This is a genomic window from Marinobacterium sedimentorum (assembly GCF_024267675.1).
Classification (GTDB): domain Bacteria; phylum Pseudomonadota; class Gammaproteobacteria; order Pseudomonadales; family Balneatricaceae; genus Marinobacterium_A; species Marinobacterium_A sedimentorum.
The window spans coordinates 1-15,293 of record NZ_JALDYX010000009.1 but is presented as its reverse complement, the minus strand read 5'-3'; the positions used below and the strand labels follow the sequence as shown (position 1 = coordinate 15,293).

At 61.8% G+C, this 15,293-nt stretch carries 12 protein-coding genes and 1 pseudogene; 8 read left to right on the top strand and 5 right to left on the bottom strand.

Going from position 1 to position 15,293, the window contains the following annotated elements; all coding sequences use genetic code 11:
- Positions 1–182: 182 nt before the first annotated feature.
- Together MRS74_RS09925 and MRS74_RS09920 are read left to right on the top strand one after the other, a co-directional pair.
- Entirely contained in the window at positions 183–767 is a 585-nt protein-coding gene (locus tag MRS74_RS09925; protein ID WP_438362328.1) for a TRAP transporter small permease subunit, read from the top strand.
- Complete coding sequence (locus MRS74_RS09920) at positions 767–2,071, top strand: TRAP transporter large permease (protein ID WP_254580129.1); 1,305 nt, start codon at positions 767–769, stop codon at positions 2,069–2,071. Before MRS74_RS09925 ends, MRS74_RS09920 begins: the two co-directional genes overlap by 1 nt.
- Positions 2,072–2,147: 76 nt before the next feature.
- Here MRS74_RS09920 and mobA read toward each other — a convergent pair whose 3' ends face one another.
- Together mobA and MRS74_RS09910 are read right to left on the bottom strand one after the other, a co-directional pair.
- Positions 2,148–2,744 (bottom strand): molybdenum cofactor guanylyltransferase, encoded by a 597-nt coding sequence (gene mobA / locus MRS74_RS09915; RefSeq protein WP_254580128.1) that lies wholly within the window; start codon positions 2,742–2,744, stop codon positions 2,148–2,150.
- Positions 2,745–2,875: 131 nt separating this feature from the next.
- Positions 2,876–3,952, bottom strand: a complete 1,077-nt coding sequence (locus MRS74_RS09910) for a TIGR04552 family protein (RefSeq protein ID WP_254580127.1) — start codon at positions 3,950–3,952, stop codon at positions 2,876–2,878.
- Between the two features lie 173 nt (positions 3,953–4,125).
- Here MRS74_RS09910 and MRS74_RS09905 point away from each other — a divergent pair, with 173 nt between their 5' ends.
- Complete coding sequence (locus MRS74_RS09905) at positions 4,126–5,286, top strand: acyl-CoA dehydrogenase family protein (protein ID WP_254580126.1); 1,161 nt, start codon at positions 4,126–4,128, stop codon at positions 5,284–5,286.
- Between the two features lie 81 nt (positions 5,287–5,367).
- Here the strand turns inward: MRS74_RS09905 and MRS74_RS24220 are convergent.
- Positions 5,368–5,901: pseudogene (locus MRS74_RS24220) on the bottom strand (AraC family transcriptional regulator); the annotation flags it as partial.
- A gap of 502 nt (positions 5,902–6,403) precedes the next feature.
- Here MRS74_RS24220 and MRS74_RS09895 point away from each other — a divergent pair.
- The 4 genes from MRS74_RS09895 to MRS74_RS09880 all read left to right on the top strand — a co-directional run bounded on the left by MRS74_RS09895 (position 6,404) and on the right by MRS74_RS09880 (position 12,013).
- Positions 6,404–6,742, top strand: coding sequence for a (2Fe-2S)-binding protein (locus MRS74_RS09895; protein ID WP_438362327.1), 339 nt, complete (start codon positions 6,404–6,406; stop codon positions 6,740–6,742).
- Positions 6,743–6,755: 13 nt separating this feature from the next.
- Positions 6,756–8,948: a xanthine dehydrogenase family protein molybdopterin-binding subunit gene (locus tag MRS74_RS09890; RefSeq protein WP_254580124.1), complete on the top strand. Its 2,193-nt coding sequence runs from the start codon at positions 6,756–6,758 to the stop codon at positions 8,946–8,948.
- Positions 8,949–9,021: 73 nt separating this feature from the next.
- Positions 9,022–10,044: an XdhC family protein gene (locus MRS74_RS09885; protein ID WP_254580123.1), complete on the top strand. Its 1,023-nt coding sequence runs from the start codon at positions 9,022–9,024 to the stop codon at positions 10,042–10,044.
- A gap of 502 nt (positions 10,045–10,546) precedes the next feature.
- The gene (locus tag MRS74_RS09880; RefSeq protein WP_254580122.1) at positions 10,547–12,013 is read left to right on the top strand and encodes an alanine/glycine:cation symporter family protein; all 1,467 of its coding nucleotides are present in this window, start codon (positions 10,547–10,549) and stop codon (positions 12,011–12,013) included.
- A gap of 146 nt (positions 12,014–12,159) precedes the next feature.
- Here MRS74_RS09880 and MRS74_RS09875 read toward each other — a convergent pair whose 3' ends face one another.
- Complete coding sequence (locus MRS74_RS09875; RefSeq protein ID WP_254580121.1) at positions 12,160–12,738, bottom strand: HD domain-containing protein; 579 nt, start codon at positions 12,736–12,738, stop codon at positions 12,160–12,162.
- A gap of 371 nt (positions 12,739–13,109) precedes the next feature.
- Positions 13,110–13,517 (bottom strand): GNAT family N-acetyltransferase, encoded by a 408-nt coding sequence (locus MRS74_RS09870; protein WP_254580120.1) that lies wholly within the window; start codon positions 13,515–13,517, stop codon positions 13,110–13,112.
- Between the two features lie 407 nt (positions 13,518–13,924).
- Between MRS74_RS09870 and MRS74_RS09865 the strand changes: the two genes are divergently transcribed.
- Positions 13,925–15,097: an acetylornithine transaminase gene (locus tag MRS74_RS09865; RefSeq protein WP_254580119.1), complete on the top strand. Its 1,173-nt coding sequence runs from the start codon at positions 13,925–13,927 to the stop codon at positions 15,095–15,097.
- Positions 15,098–15,293: the final 196 nt, after the last annotated feature.

The window sequence follows — 15,293 nt, the reverse complement described above, 5'->3', positions numbered from 1 at the left end:
TGATTTGAGCGGTTTGTTGTGCTGTTTTAAGGCGAATAGTGGTTCTATTCAACGCAAAACAGCACAGGAAGCAGCCAAACTCAGCTGGTTCGCAGTCGGTTGAGTGTTGTCGGACAACCTCCTTCACCCGCTTCGTTCTCAATCCGAATGACGGGCTGCACTGCAGCCCGTGCGGAGGCTTCATGTCTACCCTTTCCAACACCCCAACACCCGCCGAAGACAACCCGGCACACGACTCCATGGTCGGTGGCGAGCGCAATGGCCTGGACCGGATCATTTCCCGCGGTGGTGCCCTGGCAGCCTGGCTGGTTTTTCTGGCCATGGCCATCAGCGTGTTTGAAGTCATCATGCGCTATGCCTTCGATTCGCCCACATCCTGGGTACACGAATCCGTGGTCTTTCTGGTCGCCGTGAGCTTTGCCCTGGGCGGCCCGGCCACCCTGGCCAAGAACCGGCATATCCGGGTACGGGTCCTGTACGACAGTGTCAAACCGGGGTTTCGCATCTGGTTTGACCGTTTCAATGACCTGGTGACCCTGGGCTTTTGTGTCGCCATGTCCTATGCGGCTTTCCACATGTTCTGGCGCGCATCCCACAATCCGCTCGGTGAATGGCAACTGGAGCGTTCGGGCACGTCCTGGAATCCGCCCATGCCCGCACTGACCAAGGGGCTGATCCTGTTCGCCCTGGCCCTGATGACACTGCAGGCGCTATTACACCTGATCCAGTCCTGCCAGCGCGCGCCAGGCAACAAGGAGCCCCGCTAATGGATATCGCCAACGCTACCTTCTTGATGGTCGGGCTGATTTTCGCCCTGCTGGTCACCGGCCTGCCACTGGCCTTTATTACGGGCCTGATTGCCATGGCCTTTACCTTTGGCTGGTTCGGCGGCAATGCCCTGCCACTGGTCACCAGCCGGGTCTACGGTTTTATTACCGAATACTCGCTGGTCGCGGTGCCCATGTTCGTGCTCATGGCGTCCCTGCTGGATCGCTCCGGCATCGCCAAGGATCTGTTCAATGCCATGCGCATGTTTGCCGGTCGCCTGCCCGGTGGCGTGGCGGTACAGACCATAGTCGTGGCCTTTTTCCTCGCCGCACTGTCCGGCATTATTGGCGGTGAAATTGTGCTGCTCGGCATTCTTGCCCTGCCACAGATGCTGCGCCTGGGCTATGACAAGCATCTGTCCATCGGTGTGGTCTGCGCCGGCGGAGCCCTGGGCACCATGATGCCGCCCTCCATCGTGCTGATCATCTACGGCATGATCGCCAGCGTTTCGATCGCGGATCTGTTCACCGCCGCCATTACGCCTGCGGTTATTCTGATGGCCTCCTACATCGCCTATGTGCTGGTACGCTGCATGCGCAACCCCGCCATGGGTCCACCGCTGCGCCCGGAAGATGCGAATACCGTTTTTAGCAGCAAGAAGGAGGCACTCAAGGCCATTCTCGTGCCGGGGCTGATCGCGGGTCTGGTACTGGGCACCATTTACGGCGGCATTGCCTCGGTCACTGAAGCGGCTGCCATGGGTGTGTTTGGTGTCTTGCTGGCCATAGTGCTGCGCGGCGAGTTTTCGCTCAAGGTGATGCATATCAGCCTGGGTCAGACCATGATCACCTGCGGCATGATTATCTGGATAGGCATCGGTGCCGCAGCCCTGGTTGGGGTCTACAACCTGATGGGCGGCAACCGTTTTGTCTCCGGCATGATTCAGGGGCTGGATGTGGCGCCGATCGTGATCATACTGGTGATGATGGCCATACTGCTGGTGCTGGGACTCTTCCTGGACTGGATCGGCATCGCCATGCTGGCCCTGCCCATCTTCGTACCCATAGTGGTGCAGCTGGGCTTCGATCCCATCTGGTTCGGCATTCTGTTCGCGGTCAACATGCAGGTATCCTTCCTGTCACCGCCCTTCGGACCGGCCGCATTTTACCTCAAGGGCGTGGCGCCGCCAGAAGTCAGCCTCAAGGATATCTTTGTGGCCGTGCTGCCCTTTATCGCGCTACAACTGTGCGTACTGGCCCTGCTGCTGGCCTGGCCGCAAACTGCACTCTGGATGCTCAACTAAAAAGAGTACCGGTTCGCACAAACGCCGGGGATAGCCCCGGCGTTTTGCGTACTTTTCAAGCAAGGTCGCGGCGCACTCACCCCTTATGGGCAGATTCCCGCAACAGACTGCGCGCCTCGGCCAGGGCCTCGAGCGTATTGATATTCATGAACTCCAGCGCAGGCTGGCAGTGACATTCAACATAGCCCTCCTGCTCCAGCCAGCCCCGTACCGCCCGCCGTCCTGTGGCACGAAACCGGTCCAGCGATGCGGCCTTCGCCACCGGCACGATCAGGTGCAGGGTCTGCAGATAGTCACCATCATGCACCACCACGATCTGATCGGGCGCCGCCTGGCTGTGGGCGATCATCTGCCTGAAGCTTGCCAGCGACACCAGCGGCGTGTCACAGGGCGTGATCAGCAGGTGGCTGCAGCTCAGCTCCTGCAGCGCCCGGCTGATACCACTGAGGGGGCCAAGACTGTCGCCCTCGTCCAGCAGCAGACCATCGGCAACAGCCGTATAGTCCGCCGCCTGATCGGCACGACAGCTGATCCAGACATGCTCGGCACAGCCCCGCAGCCGCGCCCCAAGATGATCGATCATGGGGCGCCCCGCCAGACTGAGCAGCCCCTTGTCGCTCCCCCCCATTCGCCGGCCTTCACCACCGGCCAGAATCAGCGCATCCAGCTTCACGCCCAACCCCTGTCATCAGATAAGAAAGTGCCCGGGCAGAGCCCGAAGAGTCCGCTGCCAGCGGCGCAGATTCGCGACCTTATACCAGCCGCCGACGCGACTCAAGCGACACCGGCACCCAAACGATTGGCTTAGGCGCCCGGCGCCGGGTGACCGAACAAGCGCTGACGCACCCGTTTCAGCTGTCGGGCTTCATAGGCTGAGTGCGTGGCATCACCACTGAGCGACGACTCCCAGGCATTGCAGTCAAGCAGCTGGATTTCATAGGGGTAGATGCTGCGCCGGCCATCCGGCAGTTTCACGATCAGCCGTTCGACAAACTTGAACATGCGAAAGGCGCGATCACTGAAGGGATTGTCACCGGACAGCTCCGGTGATGGCAGCATGGCGCCCGCCGACTGCTCAAGAATAAAGGGCGGCGCACTGACGCCGTAGAGCCGATGTATCTCATCGAGCTCGGCAAGGGAGTTGCGGCTGCGTTCGGGCAGCTGATTGGCAAACATGATGATATTGCGGCTGCGCAGGAACTTGATCAGTAGCACCGCTGAAAAGATATCGTGCGTCACCAGCCGCACCCCCAGGCGGTCGAATACCTCCAGCGCCAGGTTGCCGGGCTTGTGCAGCAGCTTGGTCATAAAGCGGTCGAAGGGTTTTTCCTCCTTGATGTGGAAATCCACCAGCGGAATCTTGCAGTTCTCATCGCCAATCCACTGCTGACCCGCCTGCTCGAACAGAAACGGCAGAAAGCGTGCGCGCACGCTTTCGAGTGCGGCCTGGTGCGCTTCGACATCCAAGCTGAAGAGCGCATGGGTGGTACAGTGCAGCACCTTGAGCAGGATACAGGGCCAGTTGGGCCACTCACCGCTCGGCGGCTTGGCAGCGGCGACCAGCAGGTCCTCGATCGGCATGCTGCGCCAGGGCTCAGGCACAGCCCCGAGCCACTGCCAGGGCAACACCACTTCATCCAGATAGCGAATGGCGCGCGCATGAATCTGCTCCATGGCGCGGCAGTCACCAGGGTCGTTGGGATCGAAGCCATAAGCCTGCAGGAAACGGGCGGCAGAGCGATCGTCTGCCACCGGCAATTGTTGCAGATCCACTACTGAACGGCCGCCGATCAGGGTTTCAAGCGTGGACCAGGGAATATCAAGCTCCGCCGCACTGCTGAGTCGGGGCGCCAGGGCGGCCCTCTCTTCGCGTTTTGCCATCGCGTCTTTCCATTTACAGCCTAGGAATGCTCTGTCCCACCATGCTGCCGATAAAAGACACTGTCAAGCCTGCAGAAGCGTCAGCAACAGCAAACTTTACGTTAAGGTAAAGCTCAAGTATAAATAGGTACTTTCCCTTACTACCCTCCCCCAATAAAACTGCGGAGCCCGCCATGGACCTGTCACTGACCGAAGAACAACGCCTGATCCAGGACACGGCGCGCCGTTTTGCAGAGGCAGAACTGGCACCCGTCGCCGCCGAGCTTGATCGCACCGCCAATCATGCACTGCTCAAAGGACACTGCGCCAAACTCGCAGAGCTCGGTTTCATGGGCCTTAACATCGACAGCGAGTACGGCGGCACCGAGGCCGGCGTGGTGGCCTTTAGCCTCGCCATTACCGAAATCGCCAAGGCCTGCGCCGCCACGGCCGTCACCATGTCGGTGACCAACATGGTGGCCGAAGTCATCCAGGCGGTGGGGAACGACGCACAGAGAGCAACTTATCTGCCCAGGCTTTGCAGTGGTGAGTACCTCAGTGGCAGTTTCTGCCTGACCGAAGCCGGCGCAGGCTCAGACCCCGCCTCCATGCGCACCCGCGCCGAGCAAACCGCCGACGGCTGGCGCATCAGCGGCACCAAGCAGTGGATTACCAGCGCAGAATTTGCCGGTGTTTTTGTAGTCTGGGCGGTCACCGACCCTGCGGCCGCCAAAGGCAAGGGCATCAGCTGCTTTCTGGTGGAAGCGAACAGGCCCGGCATCAGCATAGGTCCGGCCGAACACAAGATGGGACAGTGCGGATCAGCCACCAACGAAGTGCATTTTGACGACGTAGAAATCCCCCAGGGCGCACTTCTGGGCAAGCTCAACGATGGCTTTCGCATTGCGGTAGCAGAACTGGCAGGCGGGCGTATCGGCGTTGGCTCGCTGGCGCTGGGGATTGGTCTGGCAGCAATGGACTACGCCACCCGCTACGCCACCGAACGCAGGCAGTTCGGCCACGCCATCGCCGACTTTCAGGGACTGCAGTGGATCATTGCCGATCGTGCCACTGAGCTTGAAGCCGCACGCCTGCTGTTGATGAGCGCGGCCGATCGCAAGGAAAAAGGGCAAAGCTTTGCCAGGGAGGCCTCCATGGCCAAGCTGTTCGCCAGCGAAAAAGCCAATCAGGCCTGCTACAGCGCGCTGCAACTGCTCGGCGGTTACGGCTACATGTGCGAATACCCGCTGGAGCGCATGACACGGGATGCGCGCATCACCAGTATTTACGAGGGCACCAGCGAAGTGCAGCGCATCGTGATCGCCAGGGACATACTGCGCCAGTACCGTAACTAAGGCGCGATGCAGACGCAGGCTCTTGACGAACTGCATGGGCGACATCGAGGTGATCTGCTTGAAATGCTCATGCAGGGACGACGCACTCATGCCGGCAAAGCGGCTGATGGTATCGATATCCAGCGACTGGTGAAAGTTCTCCTCGATAAAATGCACCACCGGCGCAATTCTGTTGGCCCCGGCGTGACGGGTCACACAGTTGCGCAGCAAATGTCCGCTGGGGCCCTTCAAGACCTCGTAGAAAATCTGCCGCTGCAGTACGGGGCCCAGCACCTGCCGATCCACCGGGTCCGCGAGCGTTGCGAGCAGCTGCACGAAACTCTGCCGCAAGCGTTCGGTCAGTACACTGGAACTGATGATCTGCAGCGACTCCTCCGCCTGGGGCAGACACCCCAGCGCTTCCATCACCAGCATCAGCTGACCGACAATATCCCGATCAACCGCCAGGCATAGCCCCAGAAAAGGCGCATCCGCGGTTGCATCCAGCACCTGCACGTCCACCGGCAGCGTCAGTGAACTGATCAGGTAGTTGTCCTGGTCGTAGTTGCAGCAATGTTCGCCATAAATAATCTGTTTGCGGCCCCTGGCGATCACGCAGATCGACGGCTCATACACCACCGGTGTGCGCGGCGAATCGAAACCGGATCGATACAACGAGAGCCCCGCCAAGGCCGTGCTACGGGCGCCATCAGTTTCACAGAGCCCGGCGACTGCATGCGCCAGTTCAGACTCGAACGTCAATTGTGCCTCCGTCTATCCGGGAATCTGCAGCAACAGTGTTATACCCCTCGAAACCGCCCGTAAACAGGCTCCAGTACCTGTTCAAAGTATGTCTCGGCGCGCTGGCCGCTTGCCACGTATTAATCGACATTCTGGAGTTTTGGGCAAGTAGTTCGGATGATTGCACTAATGGCTGGCCCGCGATCAAAACTACATTAGATAGAGCGCGGTGGTCTGCCCGCCACCGAGTAAAAGTACCGACTGATCAGGAGAATCCCATGCCCGTTACGATCCAGGTAAACGGTGTCAGCCATGTGCTGGACACCACACCCGACACCCCCTGCTCTGGGCCATCCGCGACCAAGTCCGCCTGACCGGCACAAAATTTGGCTGCGGCATGTCTCTGTGCGGTGCCTGTACCCTGCATATCGATGGCCAGCCGACCCGTTCCTGCGTCACCCCGATTTCGGCGGTCCAGGGCAAGGCAATCACGACCATCGAGGGTATCGAATCGGTGGTTGCCCAGACAATACAGCAGGCCTGGACCGAGCTGGAAGTACCTCAGTGCGGCTACTGCCAGTCGGGCCAGATCATGTCCGCCACCGCCCTGCTGGAAAAACACCGCCAGCCCAGCGACGCCGACATAGACGCTGCCATGGCGGGCAATATCTGCCGCTGCGCTACCTACGCTCGAATCCGCAGCGCCATCAAGCAAGCCGCCGAACAGCTCGCATAAGGAGAGGATCAAGATGCGCCGCAACCTATCCAACGATCATCAGGGCCCGCTGTCCAGTCGCCGGGATTTCCTCAAGCTGGTCACCAGCGTCGGAGCCGGCCTGACGCTGGCGCTGAACCTGCCCGTGGCTCTGGCCGCAGATACCACGAATGCAGCGACCGAGGCTGGCGTCTTCGCACCCAATGCCTTCGTCCGCATCGGCACCGACAACAGTGTCACGGTGATCATGAAACACCTGGAAATGGGTCAGGGCAGCTTTACCGGCCTTGCCACCCTGGTCGCCGAAGAGCTGGATGCCGACTGGTCACAGCTGCGCAGCGAAGGCGCACCGGCCGATGCCTCACGTTACAACAACCTCAGCTGGGGCCCGGTGCAGGGCACCGGCGGCAGCTCCGCCATGGCCAACTCCTTTATGCAAATGCGCACGGCCGGCGCCACCGCCAGGGCCATGCTGGTAGCCGCCGCAGCGAAGCTCTGGAAAGTCCCCGCCGCCGAGATTCAGGTCAGCCAGGGCATTCTCAGCCATGTCGCCTCCGGCAAGAGCGCGGGCTTTGGCGAGCTGGCAGAGCTCGCCGCCCTGCAGGCCATTCCGGATCCGCAATCGCTGCGTCTGAAAGATCCGGCCGACTTTTCCTACATTGGTCAAAAACTGCCTCGTCTGGACCGGGGCAAAACCGACGGCAGTGCACGCTTCACCCAGGATATACAACTGGACGGCATGCTCACCGCCCTGGTCGCCCATCCGCCACGCTTTGGTGGCAAGGTCAGCCGGTTTGACGCCAGCAAGGCACTGGCATCGCCGGGCGTGGTCGAGGTGGTGCAGATCCCCAATGGCATCGCCGTACTGGCAAAGGATTTCTGGAGCGCCAAGAAAGGCCGCGATCTGCTCAGCATTGAATGGGACCAAAGCGCCGCCTTTACCGGCAGCAGAGATGACATGCTGCGCAAGTACAGGGCGCTGGCCGAACAGCCCGGCCTGGTGGCCCGTGCCGATGGCGACGCCACTGCAGCGCTGGCCAATGCCACGACCCTGATCGAAGCCGTATTCGAAGTGCCCTACCTGGCCCATGCTCCGATGGAGCCCATGAATGCCGTGGCGCTGGTGAACGACCAGGGCTGTGAAATGTGGAACGGTGAGCAGTTCCAGACCATCGACCAGTCGGCCGTGGCCTCCGCCCTGGGCCTCAAACCTGAACAGGTGAAGATCAACATGCTGTTTGCCGGCGGCAGTTTCGGGCGCCGGGCCAACCCGCATTCAGACTACCTGATCGAAGCCGCCTTGATCGCCCAGGCAAAACGCGGCACCCCGGTGAAGCTGGTCTGGACCCGCGAAGACGACACCCGCGCCGGCTATTACCGTCCGATGTACGTGCATAAAGTGCGTGCAGGCCTGGACGCCAGCGGCAACCCCCTCGCCTGGGAGCAGCGCATTGTCGGTCAGTCCATCATGAAGGGCACGGCCTTCGAGAACTTCGCGATCAAGGATGGCGTCGACTCCACCTCGGTCGAGGGTGCATCCAGCCTGCCCTACCAGATTCCGAATTTGCAGGTGGAACTGCATAGCGTAGATCACCCAGTACCGGTGCAGTGGTGGCGCTCCGTTGGCCACAGCCACACCGCCTTCTCGACGGAAGTCATGGTGGATGAGCTGGCACGGGCGACAAAGCAGGACCCGGTCGAGTTCCGGCTCAAGCTGCTGGCCCGGCACCCGCGCCACCTTGGAGTCTTGAAACTGGCGGCCGAGAAGGCCGGCTGGGGATCGGAACTGCCCAAGGGCTGGGGTCGCGGCGTTGCGGTACATGAATCCTTTAACAGCTTCGTCGCCCAGGTCGCCGAGGTCTCGGTACAGGATGATGGCAGCTTCAGGGTGGAGCGCGTTGTCTGCGCGGTGGATTGTGGCCTGGCCATCAATCCCGATGTGATCCGCGCCCAGATGGAAGGCGGCATCGGTTTTGGCCTGTCACCTGCGCTGGTGAGCGAAATCACGCTCAACGACGGCCAGGTCGTGCAATCCAACTTCCACGACTACCAGGTGCTGCGGATCAACCAGATGCCAGCCATCGAAGTGCATATAGTGCCCTCGGCAGAAGCCCCCACCGGCGTTGGCGAACCAGGCACGCCGCCCATCGCGCCAGCCGTGGCCAATGCACTGAGCGCCGCCACCGGCCAGCACTTCCGGCGCCTGCCACTCAAGCTCGCCGTCTGACCGCCTGACCGGGCGCCCGAAAGCTGCGCCCGGTCAGGATCCTTTCGTTATTCAAGCTACGAGCACCTTGATCATGGCGAATGACCTTCCACACCTGCTGCAGCAATGGTACCCGCAACGGGACAGTGCGGACTGGGTGCTGGGCACCGTTTACCAGACCCAGGGCCCCTGCTACCGCAAGCCCGGCGCCAGCATGCTGTTCAACAGTCTGGGGCAGCAGTTCGGGCTGCTCAGCGGCGGCTGCCTGGAATCCGATATCCACCGCCATGCCCGCCAGGTCATGCACAGCCACAGGGCCGTAACCCTCTGCTACGATGGCAGCGACGAGGACGACCTGTCGTATCAGCTGGGCATTGGCTGCGGCGGCACTGTGCACATACTGCCGCAGCCCATTCTGGCCCGGCAGCAGTACCTGCAGCTCGACACCCTGCACCAGACCCTCAACAACCGTGCAGGCGGCTACTATTACCAGCGCATCCCGGAGGGGACCGGCGAGGTGCAAAACCGCTTCCTGCCGGCACAACCGGTTGCGGACCACGGCAGCAGTCCCGCGTCCAGCCTCATCACCGAAGGTGACCAGCAATGGCTGGTCAGCCGTATTCGCCCCGCTCCTCACCTGCTGGTGGCCGGTGGCGGCCTGGACGCCCGGCCACTGGTATCGATGGCTCACCAGCTGGGCTGGGAAGTCAGCCTGTGGGACCCGCGCCCGGCCAATGCCCGGCGCGAACACTTCGCCACCGCCAGCGGCCTTTTCAAGGGACCGGCCACCGGCCTGACCGACTATGCCAGGACCCAGCAGATCGACGCCGCTGTCCTGATGACCCACAATATCTCACTGGATGCCGCCGCCCTGCAGGCGCTGAACGCAGTATCGCTGCGCTATTGCGCCCTGCTCGGCCCACAGAATCGCCGAATCCAGGTGCTGCAGCAGGCCGGCCTGACGCAGGCCGACCTGCAGATCCCGCTGGCCGGACCTGCCGGCCTGGACCTGGGTGCAGAGCTGCCAGAAGGTATCGCACTCGCCATCCTCGCCGAGTGCCATGCTGCCCTCAAGCATCGCAGCGCCCGCTCGCTCAGCAAGATCCTTGCCGAATAGCTAGTGTACTGCTTCGCTCTTAGAGGCGCTTTTAGCGAGTCGCCAGGAGGTTGGCCGCACGGCGCATTTTCGAGGAAATGCAACACCGCGGACGGCCGTGCCGTCATGGCCTGAAAAAACCACATTCTGCGGCACCAGACGCTGAAACAGACTGCACCGCTTTGGTCACAGACGCAGACCGGTGCACCGTATCGCCCGTTGCAACGCCGCTCGACCATCCGGCGGCAGTCTCATCTGGCGCTTGTCCCGCGACCGACAGTACAAGCACGCCGCCGCCTGCCGGCGCTTTGCACGCTTAAGGCCCCGATTGTCCGCTTGCCTGAAGCCCCCCGGCATAATAACTGCATGATACCTGGCGGCATCAACGTAATCGTTTACTGAACACACCGGGAAAGGCGTGTTCACCCCTGGTGCCGCGGCACTTTTGCCATTCAGGCATCCCGGCAGGATGCACCAACACACAGCGAAAATAACAAGACATGCTTCACAAGGATCTCACCGCATGAATACTGTTATCGACTTTCTCAACACCGTTTTCTGGGGTTACATACTGATCTACGGCCTGCTGGCGGTCGGCATTTACTTCACGTTGCGCCTGGGCTTTATGCAATTTCGCCATTTCCCCGAATTCATTCGCACCGTCCTGAAAGCACCGCAGAGCGATCGCGGCGGCATCTCGCCGTTCCAGGCACTGTGCACCAGCCTGGCGTCGCGCGTCGGCACCGGCAATCTGGCCGGGGTCGCGGTCGCCCTGTCCCTTGGCGGTCCCGGCGCTATCTTCTGGATGTGGATGGTGGCGCTGGTCGGCATGGCCACCGCCTACGCCGAGAGCACCCTGGCGCAGTTGTACAAGGTACGTGACGACAATGGTCAGCTACGCGGCGGGCCGGCCTTCTATATCGCCAGGGGACTAAATGCCCCCTGGGCTGGTGCGGTTTTTTCCATCGCCCTGATTCTGACCTTCGGCCTGATCTTCAATGCCGTCCAGGCCAATTCCATCGCCGATGCCATGCAAGGCGCCTTCGGCATGCCGAAGCTCGGCACGGGCGTCATTCTCGCGATCCTCGCCGGTGTCGTTATCTTTGGCGGCATCAAGAAAATTGCCCGCTGTGCCGAACTGGTCGTGCCCTTCATGGCCGGCGCCTACCTGCTGGTGGCACTGTACGTGATCGCGCTCAACCTGAGCGAGGTTCCCGCCGTATTTGCCTTGATCGTCAAGAGTGCCTTTGGCCTGGAACAGGCCGCAGGCGGTATTGCCGGCGCCATGCTGAACGGCATCAAGCGCGGCCTGTTCTCCAATGAAGCCGGCATGGGCTCGGCCCCGAACATTGCCGCTGTCGCCACCCCCAACCCGCACCACCCGTCGTCCCAGGGCATGGTGCAGGCACTCGGGGTGTTCATCGATACACTGCTGATCTGCACCGCTACCGCCCTGATGATCCTGCTGTCCGGCGTCATGGGCGCCGATCCAGAGTTGTCCGGCATACCGCTGACGCAGACCGCGATGAGTGTTCATATTGGTGCTGCCGGGCAGTATTTCATCGCCATCGCGATCTTCTTCTTCGCCTTCACCTCGATCATCGGCAACTATACCTATGCCGAAAACGCCATGGTCTTCCTGAAACTGGGCAATCGCGCCGGCCTGACGGTACTGCGCAGCCTGGGACTGCTGATGGTGGTCTGGGGCGCCTACGAGAGCGTAGCCACCGTGTTCAATGCCGCCGATGCCGCCATGGGTCTGATGGCCACCATCAACCTGATCGCGATCCTGATGCTGTCGGGACTGGTGGTCAAGCTGACCCGTGACTACTTCTCGCAAAGCCGCGAGCAGACACCCGTCTTCGACCCGGCCGACTACCCCGAGGTGGCAAGCCAGATCGATCTGAACATCTGGAACGAACACAAGCACCGCGTGGCCGGCACCGCGACCCAGGACAGCCTGCCAGACGGCGTCGAAACGCAGCGCTAAGTTCCATGGCGCACCTGTCCGCCGACAACGCACTCGCGCGTCGCCTTGCCCGAGTGCGGCAACCCGGCGCACAGATAGACAATGCCTAATCGAGCAGGAGGAGGCCTCAGGGCCTCCGTCCTCTCACATCACCGTATCGTGGCCCCCTATTCGAGCCAGCCCTTGTCCACGGCACCATCCAGCCGCATGCGGATTTCGTCCCAGAGCGCACGACTGCCCTGGCCGATGCGCGCGTTGAGCGCGAAGACCTTGTCTTTCGGCACCCCGTTTTCGCGCCAGCTGTACCCCTCGCTGTGCAGGTTGTGCAGCAGCGGCGGCACCCGGTCGATGGCGCGGGCATAGCGGGAATCGGCGGTCTCGCCGGCCTCGAACTCGTGCCAGAGCGCCAGGTAGGCGTCACCCTGGCCGTCCGGCAGCATCCGCAGGACACGAGCGACACCCGCCGCCTCCGCGGCCTTGTTCTCGGCCGTTTCGCTCTGGTAGATAATGGTGTCACCGGCATCGATCTCGCCGAGGTCGTGGATCAGCAGCATCCTGATGACGCGATCGATATCGATCGGCTCATCGGCATACTCCTTCAGCATCAGCGCCGTCAGGCAGACATGCCAGCTGTGCTCGGCCGAATTCTCGACGCGCTCGAGCCCCACAGGGCGGGTCTTGCGGTGCACGCCCTTGAGTTTCTCAATCTCGACGACGAACGCCAGTATCTGTGCGATCTCTTTCACGATGCTTCTCTCGTTAAAAATGGCGGTAATACCGATCGGTCCTATCCTTCATCGGGGCGACAGTATGGATTCCATCCAGTAAAAGTCGGCATCCTCCCGGACGACTGCAAAACCGCATCGGCGGTACAGCTTCACAGCCGGATTGTCGCGGAACACCTTGAGCCGCAGCCGGGGCAAGCCACGGCCAAGCGCTGCGCGGACAATTTCGTAACGCTCTTACGCCTGCCCGTCTTTCGCGAACCCCGCGCTGTCCCACAGGATGGAACGCCCTTCGCAGTACGGTCGCATATTCGTTCAGATCAGGCTCTCGGCGACGGCCCTGTCCCGGCCCTGGTAAAGCTGACATCCATAGCCCGGACTCCATTACATTTTCAGTGATCCGTGCCGGCGTAGATCCACATCGGCTCCGTTTTGCCCGCTCGCTCGAAGCCAACCGAGCGGTAGAAACCGACCGCATCGCCGTCGGCGGTGAGCATCTGCTGATGGAAACCGGCGTAGCGGCTTAGCATCGCTTCCACGAGGCGGCGGCCAATGCCCTGGCCCTGGCAGTCCGGATGCACCAGCAGATGCGGATAGTAGACGACCAGATGGCCGTCCGAGATGGCATTGCCAAGGCCCACCAGTCGGTCGTCCAGGCGTGCGGTGACCAGGCTGTGGGAGTTACGCAGCGCCGCGATCAGTTGTCGCGGCTTGTCCGCCGACGACCATGCATTGGCGCGATAAAGTTCGATCACCTCGTCGTCCCGGAGCTGATCATCGAAGCGGATTTCGAGCGGCATGGTTCTTCCCTGAATAGCGAGTTTGGGGCTTCGGCATGAAGCCGGGCAGGTTGCTGTCAGGCTACCCTACCCGGCTGGATGCACTCAATCGGGAGCGGGCAAAAAATTGTTTTTAGTCACCCAGTTCTCTGCGATACTGCAGCCCATGATGACTCTAACTTCGATCCGACGACAGGTACGACGCCTTCACAGCTTGCTGTGGGACTGCCCCTGTCCGTCCGCGACATCGAACTGCGCCTGATCCGATATTTCAGGCAATCCGAGTCGACAGAAGGCCACCGGTATCCCCGGTGGCCTTTTTCGTTTGTACGGTTCTGTACAGACAAGGCTCACCGCGGGATTCCGGGCTCCTGGGGATTGCCAGCCGGCGGCTCCCGAAAACCCTTGATGAATATCCCGGAGACAAGATGAATACCGAATACAGCGCCCTGATGCAGATCGCCGCAAGGCCCGAGGTCACCTTTGTGCGCGGCCAGGGCAGCCGCCTCTACGATCAGCAGGACAACGTCTGGCTGGACTTCGTCCAGGGCTGGGCGGTGAACACCCTCGGCCACTGCCCCGAGGCCGTCAGCGACGCCATCTGCGCGCAAAGCCGGCGCCTGATCAACCCCGGTCCCGCCTTCTACAACGCACCCGCGCTGGCGCTGGCGAACCGGCTGGCCGCGCTAAGCGGGCTGGACCAGACGTTCTTTGCCAACAGCGGCGCCGAAGCCAACGAGGGCGCCATCAAGCTGGCGAGAAAGTGGGGCCAGAAGCACCGCAGCGGTGCCTGGAAGATCATCTGCTTCCACAACGGTTTCCACGGCCGCACCCTGGCGACGATGTCCGCCACCGGCAAGCCGGCGTTCGAGCCGCTGTTCAACCCCAAGGTGCCGGGCTTCACCAAGGTGCCCTACGGCGACCTGGCAGCAGTCGCGAGTGCAATCGATGACGAGACCGTGGCGATTCTGCTGGAGCCGATCCAGGGCGAAGCCGGCGTGATCCCGGCCGGCAGCGCCTTCCTGCAGGGCCTGCGGCAGCTGGCCGACCGCCACGGCCTGCTGCTGATGCTCGACGAGGTGCAGACCGGCATCGGCCGAACCGGCGTCCCGTTCTGCTACCAGCGGCACGGAATCGAACCAGATGTGGTGACGCTCGGCAAGGGACTCGGCGGCGGCATGCCGATCGCGGCGCTGCTGGCCAAAGCCGACGCCTGCTGTTTCGAGTACGGCGACCAGGGCGGCACCTTCAACGGCAACCCTGTGGTCACGGCCGCCGCGCTGGCGGTGCTGGATGCTGTGACCGCGCCGGGGTTTCTGGGCCGGGTAATGGAGCGCAGCGAGCAACTTGTTACCGGACTCAAGGCGCTATCCGCACGGTACGGGCTCGGTGAGGTGCGCGGCGAAGGCCTGCTGATCGCGCTGGACATCGCACCGCTCGACGCCCCCGCCCTGGTCGGGGCAGCGTTCGAGACGGGTCTGCTGCTCAATGCGCCGCGGCTCCATACGCTGCGCTTCATGCCGGCGCTGAACGTCAGCGCATCCGAAGTCGACGAGATGCTTAGCCTGCTTGGCGCGCTGCTGATGCGCAGCCACCACTAGCCTGACCGGAGAGTGTTGGGTCCGCCGCTACGCGGCTCGACCCAACCTACATGCTAAATAGGGTATCGGGACAGGGTTTGAACCTATGATCTTCGCCCGGGGTTATAAAGAGCGAGCCCGACGATTTGGTTTTTCTGTACCAACACGAAAAAGGCTCGAAGTTTTATCAACTTCGAGCCTTTTTCGTAAAGCCAAT